We start from the raw sequence: 16,601 nt of genomic DNA, 5'->3' as shown, positions 1-16,601 counted from the left end.
GCCGCCGCGATCCTCGTCGCCGCGACGGTGGTAGCGCCGGTGCGGCGCTCAGCGATGGCGAAGGCGAGATCGGCGCGCGACACCTTCATCACTTCGGTCGCCTTGGCGAGTTGCTCCAATTCCGCGGCTTCAAGACCGATATGCAGCGTGCCGTGAATGACGGCGATCGTTGCCGGCACCGCACCCTGTTCGCGGATGATCGCCTCGACGCTACGGGCCATCTCGATATTGCCGGGATAGGGCATGCCGTGGGTGATGATGGTCGATTCCAGCGCCACCACAGGCGCGCCGCGCTGCTTGGCGCTGGCGACTTCCTTCGAATAGGCGATCGGTAAAAGAGGGGAGATGGGCTTAGTCATGGTCTGGTCCTGTGATCGACAGAGCATGATGCTGAAAAGTGCGAGCGGTTTTCGGCATCATGTTCAACTATTTAATTGGCTGCTTCAATGCAGAATTCTGATCTGGGGAACAAGGGCAAGCGCCTCATTCAACAGCTCGGGCGTCAGATTTTCGTTGACGGCGTGCCGCGATTGCACGGTCAGTGTGGCGGCCGCGGTGCCGTGGCGGATGGCTTCTTCGAGCGGCAAGCCTGATATCAAGGCGGCGAGTGTGCCGGCCGCAAGAGAATCGCCGGCACCCGTAACATCGGCGACGGTGTCGGCGATCGGCGGCTGCAACGTCACGGCGCGGCCATCGCAAAGCGCGACGAGCTCGCGCCGGCCGCGGGTGACGACGGCGTTCCTGATGCCGATCTCATTCAGCAACGGCGGCCAGCCGGCAGCCTCTTCCGGCCGCTCACCGGCAAGGGCGGCAGCTTCAGCCTCATTCAGGAACAGGTAATCAATATCCCCGATGCAGGGTTTCAGCCTGACGACCTTGGCCGGCGAGATGGCGATTGCCGCAACGGGCTTCGCGAGCGCATGCGCCTTTGCGACGATCGCCGCGATCGTCTCTTCCGGCAGGTTGGCGTCAAAGAGGATGAAATCATGGGCGGCGAAGGCCTCCCGCACCCAGCGGATGGAGAGACGCCGCGGCACGAAGAAGCGGTAGAGATCCATGTCGGCAAGGGCGATCACCAGATTGCCGTCCTTCTCGATGATCGCCGTGTAGCTCGGCGTCTTGCGGTCGAGGAAGACGAAAGGCCGGTCGTCGATGCCGGCGAAATCGGCAGCTTCTCCAACCGTCTCGCCCATCGGATCGCCGCCGCGCGGCGAGATCATCGTCACCTGAAAACCGAGCCTTGCGAGGTTGCGCGCCGCATTGAAGCCGCCGCCGCCCGGCTCCTCGAACCAGGTGCCGGGATTGCTGGCGCCAGGCGCCGTCTCGCCCGAGATTCGGCCACGCCGGTCGATATGCGCACCGCCGAGAACAAGAATCTTTTTCTTCATCCGATCCGCTCTCCCGATGCCCGAAGGACGAATCGATACGGTGCGCCCTGCCGCGGCCGAGTCGGCACTTTTGGCCTAAGTCGTTGCTTTTCATTGATAAAACAAATGCAGAACACGTGTCGTTTTACCTTTTTCTTTCAACTATTTGATCGCCTATTGCGAGAATGGAACAAATAGGGTACAAACTCGACATTGCTTGAGCGGCTTCAATAACCTAAAGGTGGATCGGATGTCTCAGAATTCATTGCGGCTGGTAGAGGACAAATCGGTGGACAAAAGCAAGGCGCTTGAAGCGGCACTCTCACAGATAGAGCGGTCGTTCGGCAAGGGCTCGATCATGAAACTCGGCTCCAACGAGAATGTTGTCGAGATCGAGACGATCTCGACCGGCTCGCTTGGCCTCGATATTGCACTCGGCGTTGGTGGCCTGCCGAGGGGCCGCATCATCGAGATCTACGGGCCGGAAAGCTCCGGTAAGACGACGCTTGCACTGCAGACGATTGCCGAAGCGCAGAAGAAGGGCGGCATCTGCGCCTTCGTCGATGCCGAACATGCGCTCGATCCCGTCTATGCCCGCAAGCTTGGCGTCGACCTGCAGAATCTTCTGATCTCGCAGCCCGATACCGGCGAGCAGGCGCTCGAAATCACCGATACGCTGGTGCGCTCCGGCGCCGTTGACGTTCTCGTCGTCGACTCGGTCGCCGCACTGACGCCGCGCGCCGAAATCGAAGGCGAAATGGGCGACAGCCTTCCCGGCCTGCAGGCACGACTGATGAGCCAGGCGCTGCGCAAGCTCACCGCTTCGATCTCCAAATCGAACACCATGGTTATCTTCATCAACCAGATCCGCATGAAGATCGGCGTCATGTTCGGTTCGCCGGAAACGACGACGGGCGGCAATGCGCTGAAGTTCTATGCTTCCGTGCGCCTCGACATCCGCCGCATCGGGGCGGTCAAGGAGCGCGAAGAGGTGATCGGCAACCAGACCCGCGTCAAGGTCGTCAAGAACAAGATGGCGCCGCCCTTCAAGCAGGTCGAGTTCGATATCATGTATGGCGAGGGTGTCTCCAAGACCGGCGAACTGGTCGATCTCGGCGTCAAGGCCGGCATCGTCGAAAAGTCGGGTGCCTGGTTCTCCTATAACAGCCAGCGTCTCGGCCAGGGCCGTGAAAACGCCAAGACTTTCCTGCGGGACAATCCGGATCTCGCCCGCGAGATCGAACTGTCGCTGCGCCAGAATGCCGGCCTGATCGCCGACCGCTTCCTGCAGAATGGCGGACCGGACCCGGATGACGGCGATGGCGATGCCACTGCGGAAATGTAATTTTCGCGCTTAAACTCATCGGACAGTTCCAACCGGCCGCATTCCTGATGAGAATGCGGCCGGTTTTGTTTGTCTGCTGGACAGTGGCGGGGGCGAACGTTAAAAGCCGATGAATTTAAATTTACCTGCCTCCGGCAGCATTGAAGGGCATAGCATGAGCGGTGTGAACGATATCCGGTCGACCTTCCTCGACTATTTCAAGAAGAACGGCCATGAGATCGTTCCGTCGAGCCCGCTCGTGCCGCGCAACGACCCGACGCTGATGTTCACCAATGCCGGCATGGTGCAATTCAAGAACGTCTTCACCGGCCTCGAAAAGCGTCCCTATTCGACGGCGACGACTTCGCAGAAATGCGTGCGGGCCGGCGGCAAGCACAACGACCTCGACAATGTCGGCTATACTGCACGCCACCTGACCTTCTTCGAGATGCTCGGCAACTTCTCCTTCGGCGACTATTTCAAGGAGAATGCGATCGAGCTTGCCTGGAAGCTCGTCACCGAAGGCTTCGACCTTCCTAAAAACCGCCTGCTGGTGACCGTCTATTCCGAGGATGAAGAAGCTGCGACGCTGTGGAAGAAGATCGCCGGCTTTTCCGACGACAAGATCATCCGCATCCCGACCTCTGACAATTTCTGGCAGATGGGCGATACCGGCCCCTGCGGCCCGTGCTCGGAAATCTTCATCGACCAGGGTGAGAATGTTTGGGGCGGCCCTCCGGGCTCACCGGAGGAAGATGGCGACCGGTTCCTTGAATTCTGGAACCTCGTCTTCATGCAGTTCGAGCAGACCGAACCCGGCGTTCGCAACCCGCTGCCCCGCCCGTCGATCGATACCGGCATGGGGCTGGAGCGCATGGCCTGCATTCTGCAGGGCGTTCAGAGCGTGTTCGACACCGATCTCTTCCGCACGCTGATCGGCACCATCGAGGACACGATGGGCGTCAAGGCGGAAGGCAGCGCCAGCCACCGCGTCATCGCCGACCACCTGCGCTCCTCGGCCTTCCTGATCGCCGACGGCGTGCTTCCGTCGAATGAGGGCCGCGGTTATGTGCTGCGCCGCATCATGCGCCGCGCCATGCGCCATGCACAGCTGCTCGGCGCCAAGGAACCGCTGGTCTACAAGCTGCTGCCGACGCTGGTGCAGCAGATGGGCCGCGCCTATCCGGAACTGGTGCGCGCCGAAGCGCTGATCTCGGAAACGCTGAAGCTGGAGGAAAACCGATTCCGCAAGACGCTGGAACGCGGCCTGTCGCTTCTGTCGGACGCGACGACGGATCTTTCCAAGGGCGATATGCTGGATGGTGAGACCGCCTTCAAGCTCTACGACACCTACGGCTTCCCGCTCGATCTGACACAGGATGCACTGCGTGCCCGTGAGATCGGCGTGGACATCTCCGGCTTCACCGATGCGATGCAGCGCCAGAAGGCCGAAGCCCGCTCGCACTGGGCCGGTTCCGGCGAGAAGGCGACGGAAACCGTCTGGTTTGAGCTTAGGGAAAAACACGGTGCGACCGAATTCCTGGGCTACGACACCGAAACGGCCGAAGGCGTCGTGCAGGCGATCGTCAAAGAGGGCGCGGTTTCGACCGAGGCCAAGGCCGGCGACAAGGTGCAGATCGTCGTCAGCCAGACGCCGTTCTACGGCGAATCCGGCGGCCAGATGGGCGATACCGGCGTGATCTCGTCCGACCACGCCAAGATCGAGATTTCAGATACGCAGAAGAGAGGCGAAGGCCTGTTCGTGCATCAGGGCACTGTCATCGACGGCGTGGTCAAGGACGGCGATGCGGTCGTGCTGACGGTCGATCATGCCCGCCGTTCGCGGCTGCGCGCCAACCACTCTGCGACCCACCTGCTGCACGAGGCTTTGCGCGAGGTGCTCGGCACCCATGTGGCGCAAAAGGGTTCGCTGGTCGCGCCCGAGCGCCTGCGTTTCGACGTCTCGCATCCGAAGCCGATGTCGGCCGAGGAACTGAAGATCGTCGAGGATATGGCGAACGAGATCGTGCTGCAGAATTCGCCGGTTACCACGAGGCTGATGAGCGTCGACGATGCGATCGCCGAAGGCGCGATGGCGCTGTTCGGCGAGAAATACGGCGATGAAGTCCGCGTCGTGGCGATGGGCGAGGGCGTGCGTGGCGCCAAGGCCGGCAAGCCTTATTCGATCGAACTCTGCGGCGGCACGCATGTCGGGGCCACTGGCCAGATCGGGCTGATCCGCGTTCTCGGCGAAAGTGCCGTCGGCGCCGGCGTTCGCCGTATCGAGGCCGTCACCGGCGAATCGGCGCGCGAATATCTGGCCGAACAGGACGAGCGCGTGAAGACGCTTGCCGCCTCGCTGAAGGTGCAGCCGGGCGAAGTGCTGTCGCGTGTCGAAGCGCTGATGGACGAGCGCCGCAAGCTCGAAAAGGAATTGGCTGACGCCAAGCGCAAACTCGCCATGGCCGGCGGGCAGGGCGGCTCGGTCGATGCCGTGCGCGAAGTGGCCGGCGTCAAGTTCCTCGGCAAGGCGATTTCGGGCGTCGATCCCAAGGATTTGAAGGGGCTTGCCGATGATGGCAAGACCAGCATCGGTTCCGGCGTCGTTGCCCTGGTCGGCGTGTCCGACGACGGCAAGGCAAGTGCTGTCGTGGCGGTGACACCGGATCTCGTGCAGCGTTACAGCGCCGTCGATCTCGTCCGCATCGCATCTGCCGCCCTCGGCGGCAAGGGCGGCGGCGGCCGCCCCGACATGGCGCAGGCCGGCGGCCCCGACGGATCGAAAGCCGATGAAGCGATCGAGGCGGTTGCCGTGGCACTTGCCGGCTGAACTGCAGCCTGACAACAGTTTGAAATTCAAACCGGCTGCGAGATCACGGATTTCGCAGCCGGTTTTGTTTTCAACGACGGTGGTCCCTCGATGTTCAGTTTCGCGGCTGCAACGCAAGGCGACAGGCGAGCCCGGTGAAGACCGTTGCCAGGATATATTGCGGCAACTTCGGGAAACGGCTCGCCGATTGAAGTCTCGAACGGATCGTGCTTCCGAGGAAAATCACGGCGCCATTCACGACGAGGCCGATACCGTTCAGGACGCTTGCAAGTATCAGCATCTGCATCGTCAGCGATCCGGCTGACGCATTCACGAATTGCGGAAAGAGCGCCATGACGAAGAGCGCCATCTTCGGATTGAGCAGATTGGTGGCAAGGCCTGCAAAGAAGATACGCCGGCCAGACAGCCGCTTCAGCGTCGATGCCGGCTGAAAGGCGGCGCCTTCCGAGCGGACCGTCTTGTAGGCGAGATAGAGAAGATAGCAACAGCCTGCCCAGCGCACTGTTTCATAGGCGGCAGGCACGGTCATGAAGAGCTGTGACAGCCCGAATGCTGCGGCAAGGGCGTGGCAATAGGTGCCGAGCGCGATGCCGGCATAGGTCAGGAAACCGGCAGCGCGTCCCTGGCCGATACTGCGGGAGGCGATCAGCAGCATGTCGGGGCCGGGCGTGGCTGTCAGCACCAGCGCTGCGGCGGCAAAGAGCATTAATGTTGAAAAATCCGGCATCTATCATTCCTTTTGGGTTCGAGCCGGAATTCCGGTCTACGCAGGATTCGCCGAAGGTTCAAGTCCGCAGGATTTGTCAAATCGGGTTATGGTTCTCTCAAGCCGATCGATTTGCACGAGGTTCCGACATGAATGGCGAAACGGCATGGGCACTTTATGAAAACCGTCTGAGACGGGTTTCGGCCTATATTCACGACCACTTGGATGAGGAGCTGGATATGGAGCGCCTTGCCGAAATCGCCTGCATGTCGAGCTACCACTGGCACAGGATCTACCGGGCGATCTACGGCGAGACGCTGGCGGCAACCGTCAAGCGGCTCAGGCTGCATCACGCGGCGGGCGAGATCGTCCGCACGGAACTTGCCGTCAGTGAAATTGCGAAGCGATCAGGCTATCCCAATCTCCAATCCTTCAATCGTATTTTCAAATCGGTCTACGGCATGCCGCCAGCCCGCTACCGGAAAGAGGGAAGCCACACAGCCTATGAGCCCTCACCTGACGGAAAGACCAAAGTCATGTTAGACGTTACCATACGCCAGATCGCGCCGATCGAGCTGATCGGCGTTGCCCATACCGGTTCCTACATGCAGATCGACAAGGCCTTCGAGATGCTGTTCGGCACGCTTTACGCCCGCGGCCTCGCCAAGCCCGACATGCGGATGATCGGCGTCTATCTCGACGATCCCGATCTTGTGCCGGAGGAAAAGCTGCGCTCGATCGCCTGCGTCACCGGCGCTTCCGACGTGCCGGCCGATGCGCCGTTCGAGCGGCGCGTGATCGACGGTGGCGATTATGCGGTGCTACGCCACAAGGGTCCCTATGCCAATATGCCCAAGTCCTATCAGTGGCTGTTTGCCGAATGGCTGCCGAAATCCGGCCGGCAGTTGAAGGACAGGGTCATGTTCGAGGAGTATCTCAACAATCCCCGCGACCTGCCGCCGAACGAGCTTCTGACGGATATTCACATGCCGCTCGTCTGAGGCCGTCGATGTGGCAGCGGATCTACCGCGCCCTGGTACCTACGCGGCCTGCATCGTCTTTATTGCTTCGTCATCAAGAGCGTTCGCCCGTTTATAGGCTTCACGCTCTTTGATGCGGCCGAAATAGTCGATGAAAGCCTGGCGCTTCTCGATCGATCCGAAGCCGAGGCCCCAGGCGATATGGGAGCCGACATAGACGTCGGCGGCCGTGAAGCGCTCGCCGGCGACATAGGTCGAACCGGAGACGGCTTTCTCAAGCGCGTTCATAACGTCGCCGAAGTCGCCGCAGCCGGCCATGCGCAGGCGTTCCTTCGGAATTTCGAAGCCGAGAGCCTTCATCGTCACCGCCGATTCGAGAGGACCGGCGGCAAAGAACATCCAGCGGTAATAGCGGGCGCGCTCCTCCGGCCTCGGCGCCAGCGCCTTCTCAGGAAAGGTTTCGGCCAGATAGGCGCAGATCGCCGCGCATTCGGTGACGATAGTATCGCCGTGGCGGATCGCCGGCACCTTGCCCATCGGATTGACTGCGAGATATTCGGGCGCCTTCATGGTTTCGCCGAAGGTCAGGTATTCGGTGCGGTAGGGTTGGCCGATCTCCTCCAGCATCCAGCGCGCGATGCGGCCGCGCGACATGGGGTTCGTATAGAATACCAGTTCTTCAGTCATGACATCCTCCTCGTGTTCCCGTTATTCTACGGCCTTGCCGTTCCCCGGAATCAATAGTGCGGCCGGGCCTTTGTGCAACCCCAGGCCTTAAAGCGCCTTGCGGTACTGGATAAAACCCGAGCGCTCAGCGATCCTGTCGTAGAGCCGCCGCGCCGTTGCATTCGTTTCGTGCGTCATCCAATAGAGCCTGCCTGCGCCGTTTGCGCGGGCGAGGTCGGCGACGGCCTCGATCAAAGCGGCACCGGTGCCGAGCCCGCGCTGGCTGTTATCGACATAGAGATCCTGCAGATAGCAGGTCCATTGCGGCAGCCAGCAGGAACGGTGAAAGATGGCATGGACGATACCGACGAGACGGCCATCGTCGTCAAAGGCACCGAGCGCGTGCATCGGTTCTTCAGGATCGTGGAAGCGAGTCCAGGTGAGGTCCGTGGTTTCAGGCGGGATGACCACTTCGTAGAAGCGCTGATAGGCCTCCCACAGGGGCTCCCAAGCGGCGCGGTCCGAGGCTTCAAGCGGCCGCAGGATGACCGTCATCGGTTCATTCTCCCAAAATGAAAACGGCGGGGAAATCCCCGCCGCTTCGATGTTATCTTGGAAAGGCGGGCTTACGCCATGGCCTTCTGCAGGTTCTGGTCGATCTTGTCGAGGAAGGCGGTGGTCGAGAGCCACGGCTGGTCGGGGCCGATCAGCAGCGCCAGGTCCTTGGTCATGAAACCGGATTCGACAGTGTCGACGCAGACTTTTTCGAGCGTCGAGGCGAAGCGGGCGAGCTCGGCATTGTCGTCGAGCTTGGCGCGGTGCGCCAGGCCGCGGGTCCAGGCGAAGATCGAGGCGATTGAGTTCGTCGAGGTTTCCTGGCCCTTCTGATGCTGGCGGTAGTGACGGGTGACCGTGCCGTGAGCGGCTTCGGCTTCGACCGTCTTGCCGTCGGGCGTCAGCAGAACCGAGGTCATCAAGCCGAGCGAGCCGAAGCCTTGGGCGACGGTGTCGGACTGGACGTCGCCGTCGTAGTTCTTGCAGGCCCAGACGTAGCCGCCGGACCACTTGAGCGCCGAGGCGACCATGTCGTCGATCAGGCGGTGTTCGTAGGTGATGCCGGCTTCCTTGAACTGATCCTTGAATTCGGTCTCGTAGACTTCTTCGAAGATATCCTTGAAGCGGCCGTCATAGGCCTTGAGGATGGTGTTCTTGGTCGACAGATAGACCGGCCACTTGCGCATCAGGCCGTACATCATAGAGGCGCGAGCGAATTCGCGGATCGACTCGTCGAGGTTGTACATGGCCATGGCGACGCCGGCGCCCGGTGCGTTGAAGACTTCCTTCTCGATAACGGTGCCGTCCTCGCCGACGAACTTGATCGTCAGCTTGCCCTTGCCGGGGAACTTGAAATCGGTGGCGCGGTACTGGTCGCCGAAGGCGTGGCGGCCGACGACGATCGGCTTGGTCCAGCCGGGAACCAGGCGCGGCACGTTCTTGCAGATGATCGGCTCGCGGAAGATGACGCCGCCGAGAATGTTGCGGATCGTGCCGTTCGGGCTCTTCCACATTTCCTTGAGGTTGAATTCCTTGACGCGAGCTTCATCCGGCGTGATCGTCGCGCACTTTATGCCGACGCCGTACTTCTTGATGGCGTTGGCGGCATCGACGGTGACCTGGTCGTTGGTGGCGTCGCGGTTTTCGACGGAGAGGTCGAAATAGTCGATGTCGAGGTCAAGATACGGATGGATCAGCTTATCCTTGATGAGCTGCCAGATGATGCGCGTCATTTCATCGCCGTCGAGATCGGCGACGGGATTGGCGACCTTGATCTTGTTCATGTATCTGCCTCGTTCGAGCTTGAATGGGGACGGGGTCCCGGGTGGGTGATATGATCCGGAGCGCTATAGCATTGTGAACCGGGAACGCAAAGCTGCAAGGGGTTCGACAATGCGTTTTTGCCGCCATTGCCAAGCGCTGAAATTTAGCTAGTGTCCGCCGCGATCTGCCGCTCCGGACATTCGACCATGAAGACAATCGCCGTTGTTATCGCAAGCCTTATGGCCTTTTCAGGCATCAGCCACGCTGTCGGCGGCATCGGTGATGCCGCCGACATTACCGCTCCCGTGAAGGAGATCATGGAGGCGACAAGGAGCAACTGGGCCGACAACAACAGCGACTGGACCGACATCTTCGATGCGGGCCGGCTCGACCATCTCTACAGCCGCGATTTCGTCGCGAAATACCAGGCGGCGGCGCAGTTTCCCGCCATCGACGACGACGGCATATCGCCCTTCGACTACGATGTCATCGTCAACGGCCAGGATGCGTGCCCGCTGGAGGATCTGACGATGGCGGCAGCGCCTGTGGTCGACGGCGTGGCCGAGGTGACGGTGCGCTTCAGGAAATCCGCCTGCTCGGATGCGCCCGATGCCAAGGACTATACGACCGTTCGTTTCGAAGTGGTCGAGGAAGGTGGTAAGCCCGTCATCGACGATATCGTCACCGAGAATATCGAAACGCAGGCGCGCGATTCCCTGAAGACGACCATGGCGCTGATTGCCAAGGGCCAATAGGCGCGCGACATTCGAGAGCATCGAGATTCGATTTCGGGCAGTTTGATTTCCGCTGTTGCGGCGGTATCTGTTGATCCCTGGGCGGCATGAGGGGCTCTCGCATTTGTTTTCCGGTTTTCAGTTCCGCGACTGGCTGCTTGCCAACGATCCGGCGCTTTCGCGTCTGCGCATGGCCTCGCGTGTAACGCTGACGATCGTTTTCTCGTTTTTAGTCCTTCTCGCCATCCAGATGTTCATTCTGCCTTTGCCGACGGCCGCCTTCGGTCTTGGTATCGTGCTGTCGATCGAGGGCGGGGTGGCGGTTCGCGACAAGGGCAATACGCGCCAGCTGGTGACGCGGCTCTTCGGTTGCGTCGCAAGCCTTGGTGTCGTCGCCATCGCGGCGGGCCTCGAAGATCAGCGTTTTCTCTCCGATCTCGTCTTCCTGGTGGTGATCGCGCTCGCATCGGCGGGCCGCGTGTTCGGGCCGCGCGGTTTTGCGATCGGCATGTTCGCCTTCACCTCTTATTTCATGGGGTCTTATTTCCGGCCTTCCCTTGCCGAGCTGCCTGATGTGGCGATCGGCCCCGTCGTCTCGGTGCTCGTCGGCCATCTGGTGAGAGCAGTGCTGCTGCCGGACGACTGGCGACGGGACCTGCTGCGCTCGCTCGAAAGCGTGCGCGGCCGGATCAACCAGATCCTCTTCAAGCTCGCCGCCCTTGCCGGCGGCGCTGAGATCGGCGAAGCCGACCGGCAGGAGCTGCGCCAGCTGGAAGACCGGCTGAAGGAAGTGGTGCTGATGGCGGAGACCTTTATTCCGCGCCCGCCCGGCGGGGTTTTCGATGCCACCGCTGATCCCGCCGCCGAGCTGGCGATCCGGCTCTTCGATGCGCATCTTGCTGCCGAGAGCGCGATCGTGCTGAGCTTCCAGAGTCCGCCGCCCTTTGCGCTCGTGCATGCCGTGATCGAGGCGGATGCGGTGGAACTTGGAAGATATGAGGAAATGGCCGAAACCATCAAGGACCAGCCGCAGGGCGAGACCGTGCGTGCGCTTCTCTGGCTCGGTAAGGCCCGGCAGGAACTGACGCAGGCGATCGGCGAGGGGCAGGCCTCCGGTTTCTCCGGCATTGACGCCGTCATGGATACGGCGCAACCTCAGCCTATCGACTTTTCGTTCGCCAATCCGCTGCTGCGCTTGGCGCTACAGATCACGCTCGCCTCGGCGATCGCCATGGGTTTCGGTCTGCTGCTGTCGCGCGAGCGCTGGTTCTGGGCGGTGCTCGCCTCCTTCCTCGTATTCACCAATACCAATTCGCGCGGCGATACGGCGATGAGGGCCCTATCGCGCTCACTCGGCACGGTATTCGGCATCGCCATCGGCCTCGTGCTGGCAACGATGATTTCGGGCGAGCCTGATATCGCCATTCCGGTCGCCGCCATCTGCATCTTCCTCGCCTTCTATTTCCTGCAAGTTTCCTATGCGACGATGACCTTCTTCATCTCGATCGTGCTCTGCCTGGTCTACGGGATGACCGGCGTGCTGACGCTCGATCTGTTGAAGCTGCGCATCGGGGAGACCATGATCGGGGCGGCGGCCGGAACGGCGGTCGCCTTCGTCGTTTTCCCCACGCGCACGCGCGGCGCGCTCGATACTGCACTCGCGCACTGGTTCCAGGCGCTGCGCGACCTGCTTGCCGGGATCGGCGAGGGCAAAAGCGGTTTCGAGTTGATGGCGCTGTCGCAGACGATCGATGCCTGCTACCGCGACGTAACGGTGGCGGCGCGCCCGCTTGGCTCGTCCTGGTCGGTGGTGACGCGCCCAGGCCAGATCCGCCAGACGCTGGCGATCTTCCTCTCTTGCACCTATTGGGCGCGTATCCTGGCGAAGAGTTATGACGCGCCGGCCGCCGACGACAATCTGAAGACGCTGATCGCGGCGGATATGGCGCTGATCGACAATGCAGCGCCGCGCGGCTCGACCTGTTTCCTCATTCAGCGCAAGGCATCGCGGACAACAGGCCGGCACCTGCCGCTGTCGCGCGAGGGCGCGAGACTCGGGCTCGAAATGATCGGTTCGGCGCTGGTAAGGCTTTATCCTGACGCAGACGTCTTGCCGTTTGCAGCAGGCGAGGCTATTGCGCGCTCGAAACAGGGATAGGACCATGGCAGGCACGAACAGCGAGCGTCAACTTCTGGCCGAAGGCCCGGCCATTATTCTGGTCGAGCCGCAGATGGGCGAGAATATCGGCATGGTGGCGCGCGCCATGGCGAATTTCGGCCTTGCAGAACTCCGCCTCGTCAATCCGCGCGACGGCTGGCCGAACGAGAAAGCCCTGGCGACTGCCTCCAAGGCTGACCACGTCATCGAGGCGACCAAGGTCTACGACACGCTGGAACAGGCGGTCGCCGATCTTAATTTTGTCTATGCGACGACCGCGCGCGAGCGCGACGGCTATAAGCCGGTGCGCTCTCCCGTTATCGCCGCCGAGACGCTCCGGGCGAGGTTCCGCGCCGGTGAGGGCACCGGCATCCTCTTCGGGCGTGAGCGTTGGGGGCTGACCAACGAGGAGGTGGCGCTTGCCGACGAGATCGTCACCTTTCCGGTCAATCCGGCCTTTGCCTCGCTGAACATCGCCCAGGCGGTGCTGCTGATGTCCTATGAATGGATGAAATCCGGCATGGAGGATCTCGGCGCCGTGCCTTTTCAGGCAATGGGGCAGACACCTTCGACCAAGGATCAGCTGTTCGGCCTGTTCGACCAGCTGGAAGAGGCGCTCGATGCGCGCGGTTATTTCCATCCTGCCGGGAAAAAGCCGAAAATGGTCGACAATCTGCGCGCTGTTCTATCCCGCCGGGCCTTCACGGAGCAGGAAATCAGCGTGTTGCGCGGCGTCATCTCCTCTCTCGACCGCTTCTCGCGCAAGAGCCCGCGCGGCGGCAGGTTCCCGACCGCGACCAAGGAAACACCGCCAGATGACAGCGCCGACGCATGAGCTGAAACCCGTCCTCGTCTTCGATTCCGGCATCGGCGGCCTGACCGTCTTGCGCGAAGCGCGCGTGCTGATGCCGGAACGCGGCTTCATCTATGTCGCCGACGACGCCGGCTTTCCCTATGGCGGCTGGGAGGAGCAGGCGCTGAAGGAACGGATCATCGGGCTTTTCGGCCGGCTGCTCGAACAACACGATCCCGAGGTCTGCATCATCGCCTGCAACACCGCCTTCACGCTGGTTGGCGCCGATCTCCGCGCTGCCTTTCCTCAGATGACCTTCGTCGGCACCGTGCCGGCGATCAAGCCGGCGGCGGAGCGCACGCGCTCCGGCCTGGTCTCGGTGCTCGCGACGCCGGGTACGGTCAAGCGGGCCTATACACGCGATCTCATCCAGTCCTTCGCCCAGCAATGCCATGTCCGCCTCGTCGGCTCGGAGAACCTTGCGCGCATGGCAGAGGCCTATATACGCGGTGACGCCGTCTCCGACGACGCCGTGCTTGCCGAAATCCACCAATGCTTCGTCGAGAAGGACAGTCAGAGGACCGATATCGTCGTGCTTGCCTGCACGCACTATCCCTTCATGGCCAATCTATTCCGCAGACTGGCGCCTTGGCCGGTGGACTGGCTGGATCCGGCAGAAGCCATTGCCCGGCGGGCGCGCACACTCGTTCCGCAGATCGCCGATGCCGTTCACCCCGATAATTTCGACTTTGCCGCCTTTACATCCGGCAATCCCGACTTTGCGACGCGCCGACTGATGCAGGGTTTTGGTCTCAGCACGCGATAAGGCACTGCACGCTTTATTTCACTGATCTCATCGCGCAAGATCTCCGCGGGGAATCGCGGGCGGGTGTTTACCGCTCAAGACTTAAAAGGGATGCGCCGTGCCGCTGCAAAGACTTGTCATGCTGATCTTTTTTCTGCAGCCGATAGCTTTTGGCGCCTGGTTACCGCGCATTCCTGATATTCAGGCGAAGCTTGAACTCGGCACCGCCGATCTCGCGGTCGCACTTCTGGGATTGCCGATCGGCACGCTGATCACCCTGCCGTTTGCCGGCCGCCTCGTCTCGCGCATCGGTGGGCGCATGGCGATCATCTATGGTTTCATCTTCTTTCTTGCCGTGGTTTCGCTTCCAGCCTTCGCGCCCAGCGCCATGCTTCTATTCTTCGCCTTGATTGTCGTTGGGGTCGCGCTTTCGACGGTGGAACTCGGCATGAATGTCGAGGCCGATGTGACGGAGAAGGCGACGGGGCTGATCATCATGAGCCGCTGCCACGGCTTCTGGAGCTTTGGCATCATGGCCGGCAGCCTGATCGGCGTTGGTGCCATAGCCATCGGGCTTTCGCCGCACTGGTCGATTCTGATCACGGCGCTCGTCATCCTGCCGGCTGCGCTGATTGCCAGCCTGCGCCTGCCGAAATTGCCGGAAAGTCACCATGCGGAGAATTCGCAGGCAATGACCGGCTTCAAGCTGCCCAGTCTCGCTCTGCTCGGGATCTGCGCCTTCGTCTTCGGCGTGACGATGACCGAAGGTGCGATGGCCGATTGGTCGGCGGTCTACCTCCGCGATGTCATGAATGCAGAAGGCGCGCAAACCGGCCTCGGTTATTCGGTTTTCGCTTTCATGGTTGCGGCGGGGCGCTTCGGCGGTGATTACATGAAAGGCCGTTTCGGCGCGATTGCCGTTGCCCGTGGCTGCGGCATCGCCTCGCTTGCCGGCATGCTCGTCGTTCTCCTTGCACCGGCGACGCCGCTTGCGCTACTCGGCTTTGCCGCAGTTGGTGTCGGTGTCTCGGTCGGGTTTCCGCTTGCGGTGACGGCCGTTGCTTCGCTGACTGACCGCCCGCCCGCTTCAAGCGTTGCGACGCTCTCCTTCGCAGCCCTGACCGGTTTTCTCATCGGGCCGCCGATCATCGGCTTTCTCGGCGAACTCCTGGGCTTGCGCGCGGGGCTTGCGGTCTTGCTGGTACCGCTTTTCGTCAGCCTGCTCTGCACACGTTTGCTGATTCCGACGCAGAAGGACATGGCGGGCGACCTCGTCGAGCGCGAGGCGGTGTGAAGCCTTATTTTCCTAGAGCGCTGTGCGTCTATTTGGACGCAAGGCGCACTATCTTCTTGAATCTGCGCTGCAGGCTTTCCGAAAATCGATTCCGATTTTCGGGCCGAGCTATAGGGCTGGGTTTCCCTGTGGGTTCTTGAAGGTTTGACGACAACAGTGCCTGCGAATCTGCTACAGACGGGCCGGGAATTTGTAAGGGGAATGGGACGTGCAGGTTGGCATCGATATGGGATTGGCGTCCGGCAGCCCGGCGACGCTCGATATCGAGGAGCTGCTGGCGACCCGTCTGCTCGTGCAGGGCAATTCCGGATCGGGCAAGTCGCATCTGCTGCGCCGCCTGCTCGAGCAATCGGCGCAATGGGTGCAGCAGGTCATCATAGATCCCGAGGGTGATTTCGTCACGCTCAGCGACAGGTTCGGCCACGTCGTCGTTGACGGTGAGCGCACAGAGGCGGAGTTGGCCGGCATTGCCAACCGCATCCGCCAGCATCGCGTTTCCTGCGTGCTGACGCTCGAAGGCCTCGACCTCGAAGACCAGATGCGTGCTGCCGCCGCTTTCCTCAACGGCATGTTCGATGCCGATCGCGAGTACTGGTATCCGGTTCTCGTCGTGGTCGACGAGGCGCAGATGTTTGCGCCGTCGGTTGGCGGCGATGTCTCGGAGGATGCGCGCAAGATGTCGCTCGGCGCGATGACCAACCTGATGTGTCGGGGCCGCAAGCGCGGCCTTGCCGGCGTAATCGCGACACAGCGGCTTGCCAAGCTCGCCAAGAACGTCGCCGCCGAGGCCTCGAACTTCCTGATGGGCCGCACCTTCCTCGATATCGACATGGCGCGCGCTGCCGACCTGCTCGGCATGGACCGGCGCCAGGCCGAGATGTTCCGCGACCTGAAGCGCGGCAATTTCGTCGCTCTCGGACCGGCACTGTCACGCCGGCCGCTGCCGATCCAGATCGGCGCCGTGGAGACCTCGGCGCGCTCTTCCAGCCCGAAGCTGATGCCGCTGCCGGATGCGCCTCAAGATGTCGAGGACTTGATCTTCACGCCCGATCCGGAGGAATTCCAGCGCCCGCCCGTGCGCCGCGCCGCGCCGACGCCGCGGCCGACGACCGACATTCTGGCCGAG

At 61.8% G+C, this 16,601-nt stretch carries 15 protein-coding genes; 9 read left to right on the top strand and 6 right to left on the bottom strand.

Annotated features, from left to right (window positions below; all coding sequences use genetic code 11):
- Positions 1 to 359: pseudouridine-5'-phosphate glycosidase (locus MOV76_RS33065; protein ID WP_247266094.1), on the bottom strand; the 359-nt coding region annotated here is incomplete at its 3' end.
- A gap of 84 nt (positions 360 to 443) precedes the next feature.
- Positions 444 to 1,388 (bottom strand): carbohydrate kinase family protein, encoded by a 945-nt coding sequence (locus MOV76_RS33060; RefSeq protein ID WP_018445185.1) that lies wholly within the window; start codon positions 1,386 to 1,388, stop codon positions 444 to 446.
- A 229-nt stretch (positions 1,389 to 1,617) separates the two neighbouring features.
- Between MOV76_RS33060 and recA the strand changes: the two genes are divergently transcribed.
- Entirely contained in the window at positions 1,618 to 2,712 is a 1,095-nt protein-coding gene (gene recA, locus MOV76_RS33055; protein WP_003540131.1) for a recombinase RecA, read from the top strand.
- 154 nt (positions 2,713 to 2,866) lie between these two features.
- Entirely contained in the window at positions 2,867 to 5,521 is a 2,655-nt protein-coding gene (gene alaS, locus MOV76_RS33050; RefSeq protein ID WP_247266093.1) for an alanine--tRNA ligase, read from the top strand.
- Between the two features lie 94 nt (positions 5,522 to 5,615).
- On the opposite strand, the gene MOV76_RS33045 is transcribed toward alaS, so the two are convergent.
- A complete protein-coding gene (locus MOV76_RS33045; protein ID WP_112903324.1) occupies positions 5,616 to 6,248 on the bottom strand; it encodes a LysE family translocator in 633 nt (210 codons plus the stop codon).
- Between the two features lie 128 nt (positions 6,249 to 6,376).
- On the opposite strand from MOV76_RS33045, the gene MOV76_RS33040 reads away from it, so the two are divergent.
- The gene (locus MOV76_RS33040; protein ID WP_130716484.1) at positions 6,377 to 7,228 is read left to right on the top strand and encodes a GyrI-like domain-containing protein; all 852 of its coding nucleotides are present in this window, start codon (positions 6,377 to 6,379) and stop codon (positions 7,226 to 7,228) included.
- A 39-nt stretch (positions 7,229 to 7,267) separates the two neighbouring features.
- Here MOV76_RS33040 and MOV76_RS33035 read toward each other — a convergent pair whose 3' ends face one another.
- The 3 genes from MOV76_RS33035 to MOV76_RS33025 form a co-directional block, all read right to left on the bottom strand.
- A complete protein-coding gene (locus MOV76_RS33035; protein ID WP_247266092.1) occupies positions 7,268 to 7,894 on the bottom strand; it encodes a glutathione S-transferase family protein in 627 nt (208 codons plus the stop codon).
- Between the two features lie 87 nt (positions 7,895 to 7,981).
- Positions 7,982 to 8,428: a GNAT family N-acetyltransferase gene (locus MOV76_RS33030; RefSeq protein WP_018242216.1), complete on the bottom strand. Its 447-nt coding sequence runs from the start codon at positions 8,426 to 8,428 to the stop codon at positions 7,982 to 7,984.
- Between the two features lie 71 nt (positions 8,429 to 8,499).
- Positions 8,500 to 9,711: an NADP-dependent isocitrate dehydrogenase gene (locus MOV76_RS33025; protein ID WP_018242215.1), complete on the bottom strand. Its 1,212-nt coding sequence runs from the start codon at positions 9,709 to 9,711 to the stop codon at positions 8,500 to 8,502.
- 186 nt (positions 9,712 to 9,897) lie between these two features.
- Between MOV76_RS33025 and MOV76_RS33020 the strand changes: the two genes are divergently transcribed.
- From MOV76_RS33020 to MOV76_RS32995, 6 genes are all read left to right on the top strand, one after another.
- Complete coding sequence (locus MOV76_RS33020) at positions 9,898 to 10,446, top strand: hypothetical protein (protein ID WP_026230492.1); 549 nt, start codon at positions 9,898 to 9,900, stop codon at positions 10,444 to 10,446.
- 103 nt (positions 10,447 to 10,549) lie between these two features.
- Positions 10,550 to 12,583 carry an FUSC family protein gene (locus tag MOV76_RS33015; RefSeq protein WP_166480226.1) on the top strand — a complete coding sequence of 678 codons (2,034 nt, stop codon included), beginning with the start codon at positions 10,550 to 10,552 and terminating at the stop codon, positions 12,581 to 12,583.
- 4 nt (positions 12,584 to 12,587) lie between these two features.
- Complete coding sequence (locus tag MOV76_RS33010) at positions 12,588 to 13,418, top strand: RNA methyltransferase (RefSeq protein WP_018242212.1); 831 nt, start codon at positions 12,588 to 12,590, stop codon at positions 13,416 to 13,418.
- On the top strand, positions 13,399 to 14,202 hold the full coding sequence (murI, locus tag MOV76_RS33005; RefSeq protein WP_018242211.1) for a glutamate racemase: 804 nt from the start codon (positions 13,399 to 13,401) through the stop codon (positions 14,200 to 14,202). The genes MOV76_RS33010 and murI overlap by 20 nt, the downstream gene beginning before the upstream one ends.
- Before the next feature lie 97 nt (positions 14,203 to 14,299).
- The gene (locus MOV76_RS33000; protein WP_168331559.1) at positions 14,300 to 15,475 is read left to right on the top strand and encodes an MFS transporter; all 1,176 of its coding nucleotides are present in this window, start codon (positions 14,300 to 14,302) and stop codon (positions 15,473 to 15,475) included.
- 208 nt (positions 15,476 to 15,683) lie between these two features.
- Positions 15,684 to 16,601: ATP-binding protein (locus MOV76_RS32995; RefSeq protein ID WP_247266091.1), on the top strand; the 918-nt coding region annotated here is incomplete at its 3' end.

The sequence above is a fragment of the Rhizobium sp. PRIMUS64 genome, assembly GCF_023006465.1.
Taxonomy (GTDB): domain Bacteria; phylum Pseudomonadota; class Alphaproteobacteria; order Rhizobiales; family Rhizobiaceae; genus Rhizobium; species Rhizobium leguminosarum.
This window is presented reverse-complemented; position numbering and strand designations above follow the sequence as displayed.